The 17,365-nt window shown below is 36.5% G+C and carries 17 protein-coding genes and 1 tRNA gene; 10 read left to right on the top strand and 8 right to left on the bottom strand.

The genetic code is table 11. From position 1 onward, the window contains the following. The first annotated feature begins 1 nt into the window (after position 1). Genes GWI68_RS13675 through GWI68_RS13655 form a run of 5 tightly spaced genes read left to right on the top strand, consistent with a single transcriptional unit; the run spans position 2 to position 4,256 of the window. On the top strand, positions 2-694 hold the full coding sequence (locus tag GWI68_RS13675; RefSeq protein WP_166540647.1) for a Gp138 family membrane-puncturing spike protein: 693 nt from the start codon (positions 2-4) through the stop codon (positions 692-694). Then, a complete protein-coding gene (locus tag GWI68_RS13670) occupies positions 691-1,035 on the top strand; it encodes a hypothetical protein (protein ID WP_166540646.1) in 345 nt (114 codons plus the stop codon). Before GWI68_RS13675 ends, GWI68_RS13670 begins: the two co-directional genes overlap by 4 nt. Beyond that, on the top strand, positions 1,028-2,215 hold the full coding sequence (locus GWI68_RS13665; protein ID WP_166540645.1) for a baseplate J/gp47 family protein: 1,188 nt from the start codon (positions 1,028-1,030) through the stop codon (positions 2,213-2,215). Before GWI68_RS13670 ends, GWI68_RS13665 begins: the two co-directional genes overlap by 8 nt. Further along, positions 2,212-2,868, top strand: coding sequence for a DUF2612 domain-containing protein (locus GWI68_RS13660; protein WP_166540644.1), 657 nt, complete (start codon positions 2,212-2,214; stop codon positions 2,866-2,868). The genes GWI68_RS13665 and GWI68_RS13660 overlap by 4 nt, the downstream gene beginning before the upstream one ends. Before the next feature lie 5 nt (positions 2,869-2,873). Continuing rightward, the gene (locus GWI68_RS13655; RefSeq protein ID WP_166540643.1) at positions 2,874-4,256 is read left to right on the top strand and encodes a hypothetical protein; all 1,383 of its coding nucleotides are present in this window, start codon (positions 2,874-2,876) and stop codon (positions 4,254-4,256) included. A gap of 36 nt (positions 4,257-4,292) precedes the next feature. Here GWI68_RS13655 and GWI68_RS13650 read toward each other — a convergent pair whose 3' ends face one another. The 4 genes from GWI68_RS13650 to GWI68_RS13635 all read right to left on the bottom strand — a co-directional run bounded on the left by GWI68_RS13650 (position 4,293) and on the right by GWI68_RS13635 (position 8,353). Then, positions 4,293-5,528: a phosphoethanolamine transferase gene (locus tag GWI68_RS13650; RefSeq protein ID WP_166540642.1), complete on the bottom strand. Its 1,236-nt coding sequence runs from the start codon at positions 5,526-5,528 to the stop codon at positions 4,293-4,295. 673 nt (positions 5,529-6,201) lie between these two features. After that, a tRNA-Pro gene (locus GWI68_RS13645) sits at positions 6,202-6,278 on the bottom strand. An 85-nt stretch (positions 6,279-6,363) separates the two neighbouring features. Continuing rightward, positions 6,364-8,100: an LPS biosynthesis-modulating metalloenzyme YejM gene (gene yejM, locus GWI68_RS13640; RefSeq protein WP_166540641.1), complete on the bottom strand. Its 1,737-nt coding sequence runs from the start codon at positions 8,098-8,100 to the stop codon at positions 6,364-6,366. Positions 8,101-8,125: 25 nt separating this feature from the next. Then, positions 8,126-8,353, bottom strand: coding sequence for a YejL family protein (locus GWI68_RS13635; protein WP_166540640.1), 228 nt, complete (start codon positions 8,351-8,353; stop codon positions 8,126-8,128). 154 nt (positions 8,354-8,507) lie between these two features. Between GWI68_RS13635 and yejK the strand changes: the two genes are divergently transcribed. Beyond that, positions 8,508-9,512 carry a nucleoid-associated protein YejK gene (yejK, locus tag GWI68_RS13630; protein WP_109408876.1) on the top strand — a complete coding sequence of 335 codons (1,005 nt, stop codon included), beginning with the start codon at positions 8,508-8,510 and terminating at the stop codon, positions 9,510-9,512. A gap of 83 nt (positions 9,513-9,595) precedes the next feature. On the opposite strand, the gene rplY is transcribed toward yejK, so the two are convergent. Next, entirely contained in the window at positions 9,596-9,880 is a 285-nt protein-coding gene (gene rplY, locus GWI68_RS13625) for a 50S ribosomal protein L25 (protein ID WP_006537318.1), read from the bottom strand. 144 nt (positions 9,881-10,024) lie between these two features. Then, entirely contained in the window at positions 10,025-11,788 is a 1,764-nt protein-coding gene (locus GWI68_RS13620; RefSeq protein ID WP_166540639.1) for a DEAD/DEAH box helicase, read from the bottom strand. Between the two features lie 193 nt (positions 11,789-11,981). Between GWI68_RS13620 and rsuA the strand changes: the two genes are divergently transcribed. The 3 genes from rsuA (at position 11,982) to GWI68_RS13605 (ending at position 14,777) form a co-directional block, all read left to right on the top strand. Next, positions 11,982-12,686 (top strand): 16S rRNA pseudouridine(516) synthase RsuA, encoded by a 705-nt coding sequence (rsuA, locus tag GWI68_RS13615; RefSeq protein WP_109408878.1) that lies wholly within the window; start codon positions 11,982-11,984, stop codon positions 12,684-12,686. 37 nt (positions 12,687-12,723) lie between these two features. Then, complete coding sequence (locus tag GWI68_RS13610; RefSeq protein ID WP_109408879.1) at positions 12,724-13,908, top strand: Bcr/CflA family multidrug efflux MFS transporter; 1,185 nt, start codon at positions 12,724-12,726, stop codon at positions 13,906-13,908. 521 nt (positions 13,909-14,429) lie between these two features. After that, entirely contained in the window at positions 14,430-14,777 is a 348-nt protein-coding gene (locus GWI68_RS13605; RefSeq protein ID WP_072069943.1) for a YejG family protein, read from the top strand. 124 nt (positions 14,778-14,901) lie between these two features. On the opposite strand, the gene mepS is transcribed toward GWI68_RS13605, so the two are convergent. Then, entirely contained in the window at positions 14,902-15,516 is a 615-nt protein-coding gene (gene mepS, locus GWI68_RS13600) for a bifunctional murein DD-endopeptidase/murein LD-carboxypeptidase (RefSeq protein WP_166540638.1), read from the bottom strand. Between the two features lie 364 nt (positions 15,517-15,880). Continuing rightward, on the bottom strand, positions 15,881-16,588 hold the full coding sequence (locus GWI68_RS13595; protein WP_166540637.1) for a phosphatase PAP2 family protein: 708 nt from the start codon (positions 16,586-16,588) through the stop codon (positions 15,881-15,883). A 346-nt stretch (positions 16,589-16,934) separates the two neighbouring features. Between GWI68_RS13595 and GWI68_RS13590 the strand changes: the two genes are divergently transcribed. Continuing rightward, the gene (locus GWI68_RS13590) at positions 16,935-17,246 is read left to right on the top strand and encodes a hypothetical protein (RefSeq protein WP_109408881.1); all 312 of its coding nucleotides are present in this window, start codon (positions 16,935-16,937) and stop codon (positions 17,244-17,246) included. The last annotated feature ends 119 nt before the right edge of the window (positions 17,247-17,365 follow it).

The raw sequence follows: 17,365 nt of genomic DNA, 5'->3' as shown, positions 1-17,365 counted from the left end.
CATGAATAAACCCAATACAGATATTGCTAGCGATGGTTCGCTGGCAGGTGCGCTCTCGTCTGCATTTCGTAATCTGATGATGAATACAGAGGACATGCTTCCTGCAATTGTGGTCAGTTATGACGATAAAACTAATCGTGCTGTTATCAAACCACTGGTGATGATGGTAACAACGGAAGGGGGAACGGTCGGGCGTGCACCATTGGCCAACATTCCCGTTTTTAGATTTGGGGGAGGTGGTTTCTTTATTCGCGCACCCATTAAGCCGGGTGATTTCGGTTGGATAAAAGCCAATGACAGAGACATTAGCCTGATATTTCAGCGTGGAGGATTGGAGGATCAACCTAATACCGCACGCCTCCATTCATTTAGTGACGCAATGTTTTTCCCAGACACCATCAAAGGATGGGCGATAGATGGGAAGAACATTGATGCCTTGGTTATTCAGTCAATGGATGGTTCGGTTTGTTTCTCTTTGCATAACGATAAAGTTGAATTAAAAGCTCCCCGATATGAAATCAGGGCAACTGAAACGATATTTATTGGCAATGTAATAGTAAATGGTAATCACGCTGTAAACGGTAACAGCAATTCACAAGGTGGCACGATGAAACATAATGGAAAAGATATCGGTTCTACTCATCAACATAGTGGTGTTGAAGCCGGCCGTGGGAATACAGGAGCACCTCTGTGAGAACATTTTCAATTGATAAAAATAATGATCTCTTTATCGGTCCTGATGGAAACCTTCAATTCAGCGAAAAAGACGATGCAGTTAAAAACCTTTGTCAGCATTTTGCCAAGGCCGTGCGTGGTGAAATGTTACATAAAAAAGATAAAGGCATTCCTTTCTGGCCAACAACCTTTGGTCGTCAAACTGATATCCCGATGTTTGAAACGGCATTCAGACAACGTATGAGCGAAATTGAGGAAGTCGTAGAAGTAACTCATTTCAGTGCTACGGTGGAAGAGGGGGCGTTGAAGTATCAAGCAACAATTCGCACGATATACGGAGGGTTTACACTGAATGGCTGATTATCGTTATATCAATAATAAAGGCGTTATTCTTCCCGATACGGCCACAATACGTGATGAAGTCGAAAGCGAGTTTCGTGCGGTGTTTGGTCAATCGATTAACCTTGCCCCTGAAACACCACAAGGGGCATTAGCGACGATGGAAGTTGAAAACCGTGATGCAATGGTGAGAAACAATGCCGAGTTAGCAAATCAAATCAATCCCGATATTGCGGGTGGTGTTTTTCTTGATGCAATATGGGCACTCATGGGTGGCCAACGCATTAATGCGACTCACTCTTATCTTTCGAATGTTGAGTTTAGTGGTGTACCTAGCACGATTATTCCTAAAGGCTCTCTTGCATCAAGTGTCGTGGGTGTGATGTTCGAAACCATTTCACCCTTGATTATTGATAATACTGGCAAAGCAACAGGGGATATGAGGGCGGTTGAATATGGTCCTGTTGAATGCGGTGCTGGCCAACTTAATTCGGTTGCCAGTTCAGTATTAGGTTGGGAAAAAGTCAATAATCCCACTCATGCCGTTGTTGGCCGTTATGCTGAATCTGATATCAAAGCAAGGCGACGACGTAAACAAACACTAGCTAAAAATACTGTCAGTGTTGCAGAAGCGATTATTTCTTCATTGCATGAGTTAGAAGGGGTTAACTCCCTTTCTTTTCGAGAGAACTACACTGATGCGGTGCTCACTATTGATGGAATCTCTCTGTTGCCTCACAGTATTTACGTTTGTGTTGAAGGGGGCGATAGTAACGAAATTGCTAAATCATTGCTGAGAACCAAAACCATTGGATCTGCTTTTAATGGCGAGATTGAAATTGGTGTTGTAGAGCCAGTGAGCGAACAAGAATACAAAGTAAAATTTTCACGCCCTAAAGAGATCACCGTTTTTTGTCGAGTAACAGTTAAAAAATCAGCCGTTGATGCGCAAACTATTATTCCCAGTGCCATAGAACAATGGACGCGTGGAGAGTTGGACGGCGATAACGGTTTGATTGTCGGACGTGAGGTCTCTCCTTTTGAAATAGCATCTGCAGTGAATACGGTTGAGTCTCGTTTATTTGTCACTAAAGTTGAATTGTCACTGGACGGAAAAGTGTGGAATGTCGCGTTAATTCCGATTGCCATTAATCAAATCGCACGTTTGCAACGGGGTGCTGTGCAAGTGGTGATTGTATGAACGTTCAACAATTTGAGTTTCATTCTGACCTATTAAAAGCGATCCTCTGGCAATATGAAGATGCAGAAAACCTTAAAAAACTCGCAAGTTTTAAAGCCTCTCATTTTGAAAAATCGATGGTGTCATTTTGGCAAAACTGGTACCGAGATGTGTTTAATATCGATACGGCGAATGATTTTGGGTTGTCGATTTGGTCACGTATTCTGGATGTACCGTTAGGTATTGATATTCCACCGAGCGATAAAAATAAAGTTGGGTTTGGGTTTGGTAAAAAGAAATCCAATTTTAAATCCAATTTCCGACGTAATGCAGATTACACCTTGTCATTGACTGTTGATCAAAAACGCATGTTAGTACGAATGCGCTATTTTAATCTGACACAAAGCCCCACGGTCACCAATATTAATGAATTTTTAAAACGTTTCTTTTGGCGTGATGACAGTAAAGTCTTTGTCCTTGATCCGCTAGACATGACTTATATGTATTACGTCTTTAACTTCAACCCTGACGAACGCCTACGTGTTCTTCTCGAAAATTTCGACTTAATGCCACGCCCTTCGGGGGTTGGTGTCAAATATCGCATTGTGACCAAAAAAGCCTTTGGCGTTGGTCAGCATCGTAAAAACTTCTTAGGCAGTAATTTCGGAGCATAATTCCTATGACAACTATTTTTAAAACCCCCTTTGCAACACAAGGGGATAAGGCTTCTATACCCATAGAAATCCAACCAGACGGCTCAGTATCTTATACACAAGGCTATGGTTACGACTATGAGCGTGACCAAATCACAGATCCAGCTGCGAAAGATATTGAACGTGAAAAAATGAACGGGATATTTCACGATATCACGGGAGCGATTGGCGAAATTCAGCTATTTGGTTTTCCAAAATGGGATGAAGTGGGTAAGCCGTATGCGATACGCGCTATTGTGTATCATAAAAATAAAGTCTGGCAGTCTAAAGTTGAGAATAACAATATTGAGCCGGTTGCCGGTAATGCATGGGCAGAGTTAAAAGCGGATGCTACAGCAAGCGATGTGGGCGCATATTCAAAAGGAGAATCCGATAAACGCTTTCAACCGTTAGGTAATTACACTCCATCCGGTTATAGCTACTCAAAGGCAGAAACCGATACCAAATATCAACCAAAGGGTAATTATGCACCAGCAGGGAGCTATGCCAATAAAGGAGATAGTTACACCAAAACGGAAAGTGATGGACGATATCAAGCTAAAGGAAGTTACCAACCGTCAGGCGATTACGCGACAAATTCAGCACTCAATAGCGGGCTTAATAATAAGTTTGATAAGAATAATGTAACTCAAGGTACGGGAACGTCAACGGTTCATGTGATGAGCCAGAAAGCCTCTACGGATGCTTTTCAGCCTAAAGGCAGTTATCAACCAGCAGGCAATTATGCATTAGCAGGTAATTCATATACGAAGACTGAATCGGATGGCCGATATCAAGCTAAAGGGAGCTATGCAACGGCTGGAAGTAGTTACACAAAAGCAGAAAGTGACGGACGTTATCAAGGTAAAGGAAATTACCAACCAGCGGGCAATTATGCGCTAGTAGGAGCATCGTATACAAAGGCAGAGTCTGACGGTAAATACCAACCTAAAGGGAGTTATCAAGCTTCTGGTTACAGCTATTCAAAGTCAGAATCAGATGGTAAGTATCAGCCAAAAGGAAATTATGCGACTGCGGGAAGTAGTTATACTAAAAATGAATCTGATAGTCGATATGACCGCAAAGGTACAGGACGGCAGTGGCGAAAAGTTGGGGATTTTAATGGTGCATCTGCAGTAACAGAGATTACATTAAATGAAAATATATTAGGTAAGTACGTTTATGTTCAAAGGGATGGAAGTGGTAATACATATACAGGCTTTCTTGTACCCCCATTAGCAAATATTAAGATTGCAGTCTCTGTTCATGCGGCTGCTTTTTGGGAATTTCAAGTATCTAGTGATGGAAAAAAGCTGAAAATGACTGATAGTACTTATGGTAGCGCTAAAGGGGTGTATGTATTAGATTAATAAGATTTGAGCCTATATTAATAGGCTCATCAAATATTAGTCTACTTGATTAAATTGCATAATTTCACTATTAGCATTCAGAATTTTATCTTGCTCTATTGCTTTGATGAGGTATTTTTCATCTACTTTGTATCCTAAAAATTCTGATAAGATATATTTATTCATATTTCCATTTAACCAGCCATTATTACTTCTGAACTTATCAATATATTTACAGAGACTTTGGTCTTGATTGGTAAATAAAAATAGTGGAATTAGGAACTGATCTTTTCCATATCGAAATCCATGACCTTTATTTACAATTTCCCCATGGTCAGATGTATAAACTAAAATATAATCGCCTGCATTTTCTACTATACTTTGAATTCTATTTATAATGTCATCAGTTTTTAATATTGTTAAATCATAATCATCCATGTCGGGATTGTTTTTTTTATCATTATAATAGTAGTTTGTATATGGAAGATGGCTACCTAATAAATGTATTACTATAAATTTATTTTCACTATTATTATTTATTTCTTTTTCTAAGATGTTTGGTATTTTGTCATCTTCTTCTTGTGTTAGAAAGATATGATCGCTTTTTTTAGCTATATAGCCATATTTAGAAGAATAAACACCATTTAAAGACTGAGAGCCAATCCAGTAAGTTGAGTAATTGGAGTCTTTTGCCATATCAATAATAGTTTTTCTGGAAAACATTTTTTCGTCATTTTCTGGAGAGTTAAATGATAATGACATAGATATCGAATCTCTAGTAATAGGTGCAGATGAATGGACATTATTGACTATACAACCTATCCCATTATCAATCATTTTATCTAGATTTGGAGTTGTGTTTTTCTCATATCCATAAGAATGGTAACGCGATGATAATGATGATTCTCCTATTATAACAACAATATTATGATAGGTGTTATTTGATGATTTTGTGTTTAAAATTGATTCATCAACTATTTTATTTGATAAGTTATCTTGCTTGTATTTATCATTACTTATTACAGAAATAAACAAGTAAGATAGGTCACCTATAATCGTAGGAAATTTATTATGTAAGTATTTACCTAATATCTTATTATCTTCACGAATATCTGGTACCAATCTATCTGTGCTATAAATGTTTCTTGCTGTTAATATTACTAGTAAACATAAAGTTAATAAAAATATATAATTATTTATTTTATATTCTTTTGTTTTCAATCTTATGTATAGAAGAAACAAACAAAAAAATAAAGATGGAATTATTATTGTAGGTAAAAATGAATATGACATTCTTACTATTTCTGATGGATTCGTCTCTATAATTGAATCTAATACTAATAAAGAAAATCTTTCATGAAAGTTTATAACATAAAATATTTCTAACGAAAATAAAAAGGATAGAAAAGTAGTGAATATTAATCCATAAGTTGTGCATGAAAATGAGGAGAGATATATTATAATAAGTATTAAAGTACTTAAAAGAGGTAGAGTTGAGTCAACATGAAAAATTAATTTATTAATTAAATAGGCAATAATAACAGAGATAAGCAATAAATAGATATTTCTTTTCATTTTTATAAGTAATGGTAATAAATAAAGAAATAATATACATTAAAACTTTTAATCATTCAAGTTTGTTTCTTCCAAGAAAGTATTCACTTAATAGTTTTAATTGGTTTTATATATTACTACTCTATGTTTTTATTGGTTCTAAATATATTCAGCATTATTGATTTCGAGGTTAATCATGGTATCACCTATTTAACTGTGTTTTTGTACAGTTATTTATGTAAGGTAACGAATAGAATAGCAAGGAGAAAAGGGCAATTTTATGAGCTAAAGAAAGGGTGATTTTGAGAGATGATTTGTTGTCGTTTTACCAGAGTTTTACCAGAGTTTTACCAGTGGCAAATTTCAGATATAAAAAAACCAACCTTAAGTGGTTGGTTTTCTTAAAGATGTTTGGTCGGCATGATAGGATTTGAACCTACGACCCCCGACACCCCATGACGGTGCGCTACCAGGCTGCGCTACATGCCGTTTGTGCCCTGTATATTACTGTTTTTGACTACTAAAGCAACCCTTTGCTAATTAAGTGACGTAATTTTATACATCACGAATTGCGCTAGCGTTCGATAAAGCGTTTTTGTTCGGCAAGAACTTGTAATAATAATTTTAAGTCAGGTTTTGCAGAGCTAATTTCTTTTCCTGATTTATCAAATAAAGCATATCGGCCATGTTTATCTATCAACAACGTATTATCTTGTAAAAAGACCACAAATGTTTCGTCATCACCGGTGAAAATCCATGGATGATTACGAGTGCTTGCAAATAAATCCTCACCTTGTGAATAGTTATCCGCAGGGCTAATCACACGTAAAACATGTTGCATTAAGGTTGTCATGATATCTTGATGGCTAGTCATTTTATCAATCGACTGTGGTTTCATGTTTGGCCAGTGTACCATTAGAGGCACTTGTGATTGGCTTAAGTTAAAGGTGGTTTTATCAGAAAGCCATTGGTTGTTTTGTTTTTTATCACTATCTTGATGATAGCTAGAAGTGACAACTACAACGGTATTATCGAGTACTTTGGTTTCTTGCAATGTATTAAAAACGCGCTCTAATTGTTGATTTAATGTCATACGTTGAGACGTTTTATTGGTGTGACCATCAATTTGTAAGAAAGAGAACCAAGGTGTTGTTTGGTTGTCTTTTATTAGCCAATTGCGCCAGCTATCAATGGTGGCATCGTTATTACCACTGCGTGATGTTGGAATAGAAAAATCTGATAGCACAGCTTGTTTAAACAATGGTGTCTGAAAACCATTTGTTGAGAACATTGCTAATTGATAGTTTCGATAACTTAAAGCATCAAATAGTGCGGAGTTTTTTCTGCTACTCAATACACTATCTAAATAAGAAGGTGAGATACCATAAAATAAACCAAACAATGCCGTATCGTTATCAATACCTGATGAATAATGATGGGTAAAATTGAGATTATTTTGTGCAAACTCTTGCAAGCTTGGTAATTCAGGAACTTCCTCATTACCTAAACCATCAACAACGATAACTAATAGATTATAAGAATACGTTTCTTTTGAGTAAATCAATGGTGCAAGAGGGTAGGTAATACCTTGTGCGGCTGGGTTACCTTCACTGATCACTCGTTGTTCATATTCTGATTGATTAATAAAACCATGGCGCTCAAGGAACTTACGTGCAGTCATCGGGTAGGATAATGGCAAATTGGCGCGTTGCATTGTAATCGGGCGATAAAAATTAGCATCAGCCCAAATTGACATAGAGTGAGATAAGACAAAACAAGTAATAAAAACACCAGCTAATGGTTTACCCCATCGCTGACGGTTTAAACTGCGTAATTTTTGCCAACTCCATGTTGCAAAAAGCATCTCAATAAGAAAGATAATAGGAATGCCAATAAAAATAAGTTGCCATTCACGAGCCATTTCACCTTCATCTGGATTAATGACTAGATCCCAAACAAGTTGAGTCAGATGAAGCTGAAATTGTTGGTAAACAGCCATATCAAAGATAAGGATTGTGAGTCCAGCACTGGCGAGAGCACAAGAGATCACTCTAAGTAGCCGTTGAGATACGACTACAAAGGTAAGTGGAAAAAGGACAAGAATATAGATAGCAAAAACAATAAAACTAAAGTGTCCCATCCAACTTACAATTGCGTAAAAACGACCCGCGAAAGTTGCAGGCCAATCTGAAATAAACAGGTAACGGCTTCCGAGCAATAAGCTTAGAATAATATTAAATAGCGCAAACCAGTGACCCCAACTGATCATTTGGGATACTTTTTCACGATAGGACTGAGGTCTCGTTACCATGTCTATAAATAATTTTCTATGTTTATTAGTGAATATTGCCTTCATCAATTGAAGCACGCAATGCGTGAACAAAAGAATCAGCAATCAGCATCCGTTGAGCAGGGGCAATACTTGTATTAACTAAGTTTGTCACCATGTTCCCCAACACCATCAAAGAAAGATCTGTAGGAGTATGATGTTTTTCAAGAACGCTGACAAGTTCTGCTAATAACTGCTCAACTTGTTCATCACTATAACGGGATTTTTGTGGCATAAAATCAGAATTCCTACTAAATGAATAAAACGCTATATATTACCGTATTGTTGGGTCTTTTTCCGCTATTAAATTAATTAATTTTCCCTTGATACTGAAAGTGGGGAGTGTTTGAATACGCGCATGAGAAAGTGAAGAAATAAAGAGGACGACCATGAGTCTAGATATTAGTCAGTTAGTCTTACATCAGCTTATCAAGCGAGATGAGCAGACATTAGAAGTTGTGTTACGCGATTCAGTATTAGAGATTGAACCTGTTGTTCAGGAAATGATTGAAGAGTTGCATCGTGTCTACAGTGCAAAAAATAAAGCTTATGGTCTGTTTAATGAAGAAAGTGAATTAGCGCAAGCATTACGTTTACAGCGCAAAGGTGAAGAAAACTTTTTAGGTTTTTCGCGTGCAGCCACAGTGAGATTAAAAGATGAATTAGCAAAATACCCCTTTGCAGAAGGGGGAACCGTTCTCTTTTGTCATTATCGTTATTTGGCGGTGGATTATCTTTTAATTGCTGTATTGAGTAGCTGCAATAGCATGTGGGTGAATGACAGTCTTGATGTTTCATCAACACGTTATCTAGATATTCCTCATGCAGATATTATTGCTCGTATTGATTTAACTGAATGGGAAACGGCTCCAGATTCTCTGCGCTATTTAACTTTCTTAAAAGGTCGAGTAGGACGCAAAGTCTCTGACTTTTTTATGGACTTTTTAGGTGCTCAAGAAGGTTTAAACGCTAAAGTTCAAAACAAAGGTTTATTACAAGCTGTTGATGACTTTTGTGAAGCTTCCGAAATGGATAAGCAAGCACGTCAGACTTGTCGCGAACAAGTATATAGCTACTGTAATGAGCAATTACAATCTGGTGAAGAAATTGCCTTAACCGAGCTTGCTGAAGAATTACCATCTTTGGGTGATCAAAACTTTGTTCAATTTACCGAAGAGAAGGGCTATGAATTAGCTGATACTTTTCCAGCTGATCGCAGTACCTTACGTCAATTAATGAAATATTCTGGTAGTGGCGGTGGATTAACTGTTAATTTTGATGCGAAATTATTGGGTGAAAGAATATTCTGGGATCCTGCAACAGATACACTCACGATCAAAGGTACTCCACCTAATTTACGTGATCAATTACAGCGTAGAGCATCAGAAAAATAATTACCTAGTAGAAACAAATAACGCCACATTAAGTGGCGTTACATGCTCGGCGTCCCGAAAAATAAAGCTCGAAGGGTGGCTTATTAAGCGCGCAGGAAGTCAATATGAGTAATTTTTGGCTTATACTCGTGACGTTGCACTGCTTTAACTTTAACTTTAGTTTCTTTACCATCGATTACCAGGTTAACGAAATCAGAATAGAATTCAGATTTGTGTTCTTGGTTGATTACTTCGTTGTGATCTAAATCGATAGCGATTGGCTCTTCATTTCCGCCATAAACGATAGCAGGAAAACGGTTAGCCACACGCAGGCGGCGGCTCGCACCCTTACCCTGCTCTTTACGTACAGTTGCATTAATAGTTAACATCTTTTTTCTCTTATGAAAAAGAAAGAAAATACATACTTGTTACAGGCGACCCAGCAACAAGCTCGAGATTTGGTTTATCTAAAAATAGATAAAGCGGAGCGCATTTTAACGAAAAAGTCCACTAACAGCAAATATAAATCCAGATTAATACAAGGTATCTGCTTTTCGATAGCGTCCTGTATAGTCAAAAATCTTATTTCTTATCTTCCAAAAATGCTCTTTTTTACCTTTATGAGCGACAATAAAATCAGGATGACGTAATAAATCGAACTGCTTAATAATATCGTTAGCATTATGCCAAATAAAAGGAACTCCGGGCGCTCGCTGGTGTTCACGTAGAAACTTCAACTCAAATACTTTACGTTGAGCAGGAGTGGTTAAGCGAAAACGCTCTGATACTGAAGTGCCTTCTTCATCGTAATAATTGATGTCTAACCATTCTCCTTTAGCATCATTTCCAGATTGAAATTGCATGCCACCACAGCGCAAAACAAGTGCTCCTTTTAGCTTTAATGCGGCTTTAAGCATATCATCAGGATCAACTAATATTTCATTACAGTGAACACAACGACGTGCTGCAATATCATTTTCTTCATTACAATGAGGGCATAATTTAAAGCGGAAGCGGAATTCACACTGCTGTTTTTGTCCATGTTCATTGAGTTCCCAGCCTTGGCAACGCCGACCATAATGTTCAATAATATCGCCATCAGCATCGACTATTCCCCAAAAAGTATTAGCAAATTGGCAAACAGGGCAGAATACTTGCACGGGTTTGCTATTAGGGTTGGGTTTTTTAGTGCCAACTTCAGGAAGATAAAGATCATGAGGATTACCCGCATAATCTAAAATCAGACATTCGGTTTTTCCTGCAAATAATCTTAATCCACGTCCTACAATTTGTTGATATAAGCTGACTGATTCTGTTGGGCGTAAAATGGCGATTAAATCAACATGCGGTGCATCAAAGCCTGTTGTTAGCACAGCAACATTGACCATATAACGTAACTGTTGCTGTTTAAAACGAAAAATCAGCGTATCTCGTTCATGAGAAGGCGTATCTGCGCTTACTAATGCCGCTTCATCTTGAGGCAAAAGAGAAAGAATTTCTTTTGCATGTTCAACGGTGGCTGCAAATATCATGACACCACGGCAGTTTTCTGCATATTCAATAATCTGTGAAACAATATGGGGAGTAATACGTTTTTGTCTTTTTATTTCACGATTAAGATCTTCTTCATTAAATATTCCATTTTGACTTGTTCGGACTTGGCTAAAGTCATATTGCAAAATAGGCATATCTAATCGAGTTGGGGGTACTAGAAAATGATTGCTTATCATATAACGTAAAGGCAATTCATAAATACAATCACGGAAAAAACACTCTTCATCACCTCTAATCATCCCGTGATAATGATATTGATAAATCCAACCCGTAGGTAAACGATAAGGTGTTGCAGTTAATCCCAAGATCCGTAATTTGGGATTAATGGATTGTAATTGTTTAATAACTTGTTGATATTGGCTATCTTTAGACAAACTAATACGATGGCATTCATCGATTATAAGAAGCGAAAACGTATCATTAAATTGTGATAAATTACGCGCAACAGATTGCACGCTACCAAAAACAACTTTTCCGCTACTTTCTTTTTGTTGTAAGCCTGCGGCATAAATATCTGCGGATAGACCATAAGCTTCATATTTGTTATGGTTCTGTTCAACTAATTCTTTTACGTGTGCCAAGACTAAGACACGTCCTCGCGCTCTTTTAGCAAGTTCTGCGATAACTAAACTTTTTCCTGCACCGGTGGGTAAGACTATCACCGCGGGTGTATCGTGTTGACGAAAATAAGAGATTGTCGCGTTAACAGCGTCAAGTTGATAAGGTCTGAGTGTAAATGCCATAACTCTACATAAGAAATCAAACAGGGCGTCAGCGTAGCATTTTTTTATAGATAGCGCGAATAAGGTAAGTGGTGTTTGATAAGTAAAGGATGTAATAATTTATTTATAAATTAATTAGTTGTTTTATTGTTAATATTCATTTTTAATAGATACCTCATATCAGATGGTATTCATCCATTTTTCAGAGAAATTCATGCGATTAGATAAATTTTTATCCCAGCAATTGGGGATTAGCCGTAGCTTGATACTTCGTGAGTTAAGAGCAGGGCTTGTAACAATTGACGGTGAAATGGTGAAAAGCGGTTCCACCAAAATAGCACCAGAACAAGAAGTAGCTTATAACGGCAATGTGTTAACCCAGATTTTAGGGCCTCGTTATTTTATGTTGAATAAGCCTATTGGCTATGTGTGTTCAACAGATGATCCAGTTAATCCAACTATCCTTTATTTTATTGATGAGCCTCTGGCATATAAATTACATGCCGCTGGACGTTTAGATATTGATACAACGGGGCTTGTATTATTGACTGATAATGGTCAGTGGTCACATCGCATTACAGCGCCAAAACATCATTGCGAAAAAACGTATCATGTCACATTGGAAGAGCCAATTGCTGAAGGTGTTGCTGAACAGTTCCAAAAAGGTGTGCAACTGAATGGCGAAAAAGATCTGACTAAACCCGCTAAATTAGAAATTATTACACCTACAGAAGTGAAACTCACAATTAGTGAAGGCAAATATCATCAAGTAAAACGTATGTTTGCTGCTGTGGGTAATCATGTCAGCGCATTACATCGTGAGCGTATTGGGGATATTACATTAGATGAAACTTTAGCTGAGGGCGAATATCGTCCATTAACAGAAGAAGAGATCAACAGCATTCACTTACCTCAATAATTATTATCTGTCCTGTCGTCTTTGGGAGTTTATCTGCGTGCAACAGCAACGTTCGTCGTACCTTAGTCTCATTTTAATATTGGGACTTATTTCCATGCTTATGCCATTGGCTATAGATATGTATTTGCCAAGCTTACCTACTATTGCACAAGATTTTGGTGTGCCTAGCGGTAAAGTGCAAATGACATTAAGTATCTATATTTTTGGTTTTGCTATTGGGCAACTCGTTTATGGTCCTATGGCGGATAGTTTGGGACGTAAGCCTGTCATTTTGGGCGGTGTGATTGTTTTTGCTTTTGCCTCTAGTGCATGTGCATTATCTGAATCTATTGATATGCTAATTGGTATGCGTTTTCTCCATGGCTTTGCGGCAGCTGCTGCGAGTGTGGTTATTAATGCATTAATGAGAGATATGTTCTCTAGAGATGATTTCTCTAGAAGTATGTCTTTCGTTGCATTGGTGATGACGATTGCACCTTTATTAGCACCATTACTAGGTGCTTGGGTGATGAATTGGTTTTCATGGCATGCTATTTTTTGGAGTATTGCGATAGCAGCAGTAATTGCGGGTGCATTAATTGCATTTTATATTCCTGAAACCTTACCCAAAGAGCGTCGTCAGCGCTTTAGCCTAAGAGTAACATTTAGCCAATTTATTAGTTTGTTTAGAACTCGTCGTGTTCTTTGTTATATTCTGGCGTCAGGTTTTTCTTTTGCCGGTATGTTCTCATTTCTGAGTGCAGGGCCTTTTGTTTATATCGAATTACACGGTATTCCATTCGATCAATTTGGCTTGTACTTTGGTTTTAATATTATCTTTTTAATTGTCATGACAAGCATAAATGGGCGATATGTTCGCCGATTTGGTGCGTTGAAGATGTTGCGTTTAGGGCTAACCATTCAATGTATTATGGGGATCTTTCTATTATTAGTTGTTGCCCTTAATTTACATTTCTATTATCTCGTTGTGGGAGTAGCGATGTATGTTGGTGGCATTGCAATGATCACATCAAACGCCATGGCTGTTATTCTTGATGATTATCCACATATGGCAGGAACGGTTTCTTCTTTGGCAGGAACTGTACGCTTTGGTGTTGGAGCTTTAGTTGGAACGGCTATTGCTATGTTCCCAGCAAAATCAGAATGGCCAATGGTAAGTGCTATGGCTTTTTGTGTGCTATTTGCTATGGGCTTTATTTTACTTGCGCGCCGTTACAAATAAGAATATCACGCTATAAATAAGAGAAATTTATAGCGTGCTTCTCCTTTTTCTCCTTTACTTCCCCTGAACAGACCACATTTTCCTCTACTGTACTTCATGAATCGTTTCAAATTAGTGTGCTTTTTTGATTTGAATCAATACTCAATGTTGTTGTTTTGTTAAATTAAGTAAAATTTATTTTAATAATCATCTATTATTGTTTTGTTGGTATGAAACATAGTGATAAAAATTGATGAATTGTTTTACTTGAATGCGTAATATTTTATACAATTATTTTATATAGTTGATAAAATGTTAAAAAAATGAAAGAATAATTGAAGAGATTAATCATCGTAGAAATGAATACGTACAAACGCTAAGCTAAATAAATGGTTTGATACGTCTCTTCGCTTTTTTTGTAAAATAATTGTAATAATTATGTTTTATGATTAGCAAGGTTTTAATATGACGTGTGAGCAAGTCAGTTCAAACTCGTATTGATGATGTATTAAATTAACGTGTTGATGAAACAGGATTGATTTGTGGATAATGTACAACTTTCGGTAGTTCATAAGCTGCCGCTGAGTTATCGGTGGCTAGCAGGCTTTGCAGGTACAAGAGTAGAGATACTGCCTGAAAATGATGCTGGAAAGCAAAATACACTGATTGGCTTAAAATTATTAAGTCATGATGGTATGACACTGGATGAAGCAATACAGAATTTGCGTCAGTATCTGAGTAATCTCCATATTGATAGCGTTGTGATTGAGTGGGATGGCGTGCCATGTCTTTTTTTATGTAGTGATGATGAATGTGCTGCGCTGTGTTGCTTAAAGAATGCAGGTGTTGCCATTGCTGAACCATTTCCAACAGCGTATTCTTATTTATAACATTACCTATTGTTATAAAACTGACGTGATGATTGTGTGATTTACAAAATGACGAAAGAACACAAAAAAGCCTCATTATTTGATAATGAGGCTTTTTATTTGCAATAAGATATAAGGGAATAAATTATCTTAATACACTTTTTGAAAAGTTGTTCTCAGCAAGGGTTGCATCATTGTTTTCTATAACACGTCTTGCCGCATAAAAACGCTTATTCCAGTAAATATTAGACATTTCTGACACTGTCACACCATTGCTGGTGGATGCGTGTACAAATTTATCATTTCCAATATAAATACCAACATGGCGCATAGTACGGCCTGTTTTAAATAGAACTAAATCACCTGCTTGTAATTTTGATTTGTTAACCTGAGTACCTGAGAATTGTTGGTCTGAGGTTGAGCGAGGTAGTTCTACACCGAATTGGTCAAGGAAGGTTCTTTGTACAAAGGCAGAGCAGTCGATGCCTTTTTTAGTATCTCCGCCTAAGCGATAAGCGACGCCTTTCCAGTCTGCATATTGGTCAAGTATCTTAGATTTTATATCGAGATTCTTCACCAATGATTCAAATTCATCTTGAGATGCTTGGGAAATAGAAGTGCTTGATGATGTATTAAGTGGGGTAGTGCTTGAATTCGCTAAGCGTGAATTTGCGTTCTGTGAGCTACAGGCCGATAGCGTAGCTACAACAATGAACGCCGGTATGAGCTTAAGCATTCTCATATACGGTTTTGTTCTCATTGTGACAGATTTCCCTTACATCCTTACGTGCAGAAGCGCACCTGAATTATTCACCAAATAACCAGAGAATATAGTGTAATTTAACTCTGGCAACCCTATTTCGCGAAAAACGTGCTCTAAAGCACGTAAATATCCACATTAAACAATAAATAATGAGGAAACCAGAAAAGTGTACAGAAATAGGCGTTAAATGGCGAGAGAAATGAGGTTTAATTTACAAAACATTAGATAATAAAGTGCTAATACTTAAAATAGATCTCATTTTATCATCATAATATCATTTAAATGTCAAAAAATGACCAAAAGAATAAGTGCCATTATGTTTGCACTTATTCTTTTTTAATTAATCAGAGGTATTTTTCTTTTATTTTTTAAATGGAAGATATTTTTCTAATTGTCTGACAATAACATCTGATAATGGTGTGATTAATAACCAACTTGTTGTGATTAGAGTTAAAGAAATAGAACCCACTAATATATCAGAAGCCCAATGTGCACCAGCCATTACTCGTGGTAATGCGAACACAACGGTAATAAGTAGTGCCCATAAGAAAGCGCGGAATGAAAGATAACGTAATATAAAGCTACAAAAGATAAGTAACATTAAGCCATGATCGCCTGGGAAGCTGTCACCAGAGGCATCTTTTGTTGGAATGCCAGTTACAACACCCACTCTATGTGCATCTTGAAAATAAAGTGTTGGGCTGGGTCTTTCTATTGGAATGTTTTGTCCAATTTGATTAATCAGTACAGCGCTGATCACCATCACTAATCCTACAATTATAAGATGGCGTTTACCTTTATAATCTTTTTGACGAAAAGTATTGTAATAAAGTGCGCCCATAGCTAACAAAATGACTAAATCAAATTTTCTATTATTAACGTAAGCCACAAAAGTTGCGAAAAAAGTATCAGGCAAAATATGTTGATTAAAATAATAAAAAATATGAGTGTCTATTGATAGCCAAAATCCATGTTGTGCAGGAAGATACCAAGAGAGGAAAATAATGAGGCCCACTAGGTTAAGTAGAAAAATAGCGACGGCTTTTTGGTAAAAATTAGAAAGTTTCATAGTAATCAAATGACAAATTTCACATGTTTTTGGTGATCTAGATCACAATAAGTTTAAGTTTGATTATAGGACTATAGTCAAAATAAAAAAATATATCTTTGCAATTTATTGCTTAGATAAATGTTATCTATTCGTTTCGTTTTTGTTATCTCTGTTCATTCTTACTTAACTTAAATTTAGAGTGTTTTTTCTTGGTAGTCTTAATTTGAGCGTCTTATAATTTTTTTCTATTCTTTAATTAAAGATAAAAATTAAATAAATAAAGTAACAAGCCGATATTAGTTATGACTTTAATAACATATTGGCTTGTCAGATTTCTACGCCCAATAATCAGAGGAGATTAGTTTTGAAGAAGCTTTATATTGCATCTATGTGCTTGTCTTTATTATTAAGCGCACCTTCATTTGGTAAGGAAAATAAAGTTATAGGCTCCGGAACAATCACTTTTGTTGGTGCGATTGTTGAGGGCAATTGTTTAATGGATACAGATAAAAATACTTTTAAAACAAAGTGTTGGAATGGTAGTGAAATGCAAGAGTCTCAATATAAGTTAGAAAGGAATAAGCAATTCAGCTCGAAATTGATTAACAACAAAGGTTCTATGGATATTAAGTGGATTAATGACAATTTAGCTATAATGAATATTGTTTATAATTAATCGCATAAGATTAGAATAATAACAATAATTGTATTAATTAAATAAAATTTTAATGCTTTTATAAAACAGTTATTAAAGTTACAAATATTTGACTTAAGTTTGATCAACGTTGATTTCTT

The organism is Proteus sp. G2669 (genome assembly GCF_009915245.1).
In the GTDB taxonomy this organism is placed as follows: Bacteria; Pseudomonadota; Gammaproteobacteria; order Enterobacterales; family Enterobacteriaceae; genus Proteus.
The sequence above is the reverse complement of the archived record's forward strand: the minus strand, read 5'-3'. Positions and strand labels throughout refer to the sequence as shown.

What these genes read in the sequence shown, in the direction of transcription:
- GWI68_RS13675 (WP_166540647.1), top strand. Translation starts at nt 2, where the DNA reads ATGAATAAACCCAATACAGATATTGCTAGCGATGGTTCGCTGGCAGGT.
- GWI68_RS13665 (WP_166540645.1), top strand. Translation starts at nt 1,028, where the DNA reads ATGGCTGATTATCGTTATATCAATAATAAAGGCGTTATTCTTCCCGAT.
- GWI68_RS13660 (WP_166540644.1), top strand. Translation starts at nt 2,212, where the DNA reads ATGAACGTTCAACAATTTGAGTTTCATTCTGACCTATTAAAAGCGATC.
- GWI68_RS13655 (WP_166540643.1), top strand. Translation starts at nt 2,874, where the DNA reads ATGACAACTATTTTTAAAACCCCCTTTGCAACACAAGGGGATAAGGCT.
- GWI68_RS13650 (WP_166540642.1), bottom strand. Translation starts at nt 5,528, where the DNA reads ATGTCATATTCATTTTTACCTACAATAATAATTCCATCTTTATTTTTT.
- yejM (WP_166540641.1), bottom strand. Translation starts at nt 8,100, where the DNA reads ATGGTAACGAGACCTCAGTCCTATCGTGAAAAAGTATCCCAAATGATC.
- GWI68_RS13635 (WP_166540640.1), bottom strand. Translation starts at nt 8,353, where the DNA reads ATGCCACAAAAATCCCGTTATAGTGATGAACAAGTTGAGCAGTTATTA.
- yejK (WP_109408876.1), top strand. Translation starts at nt 8,508, where the DNA reads ATGAGTCTAGATATTAGTCAGTTAGTCTTACATCAGCTTATCAAGCGA.
- rplY (WP_006537318.1), bottom strand. Translation starts at nt 9,880, where the DNA reads ATGTTAACTATTAATGCAACTGTACGTAAAGAGCAGGGTAAGGGTGCG.
- GWI68_RS13620 (WP_166540639.1), bottom strand. Translation starts at nt 11,788, where the DNA reads ATGGCATTTACACTCAGACCTTATCAACTTGACGCTGTTAACGCGACA.
- rsuA (WP_109408878.1), top strand. Translation starts at nt 11,982, where the DNA reads ATGCGATTAGATAAATTTTTATCCCAGCAATTGGGGATTAGCCGTAGC.
- mepS (WP_166540638.1), bottom strand. Translation starts at nt 15,516, where the DNA reads ATGAGAACAAAACCGTATATGAGAATGCTTAAGCTCATACCGGCGTTC.
- GWI68_RS13595 (WP_166540637.1), bottom strand. Translation starts at nt 16,588, where the DNA reads ATGAAACTTTCTAATTTTTACCAAAAAGCCGTCGCTATTTTTCTACTT.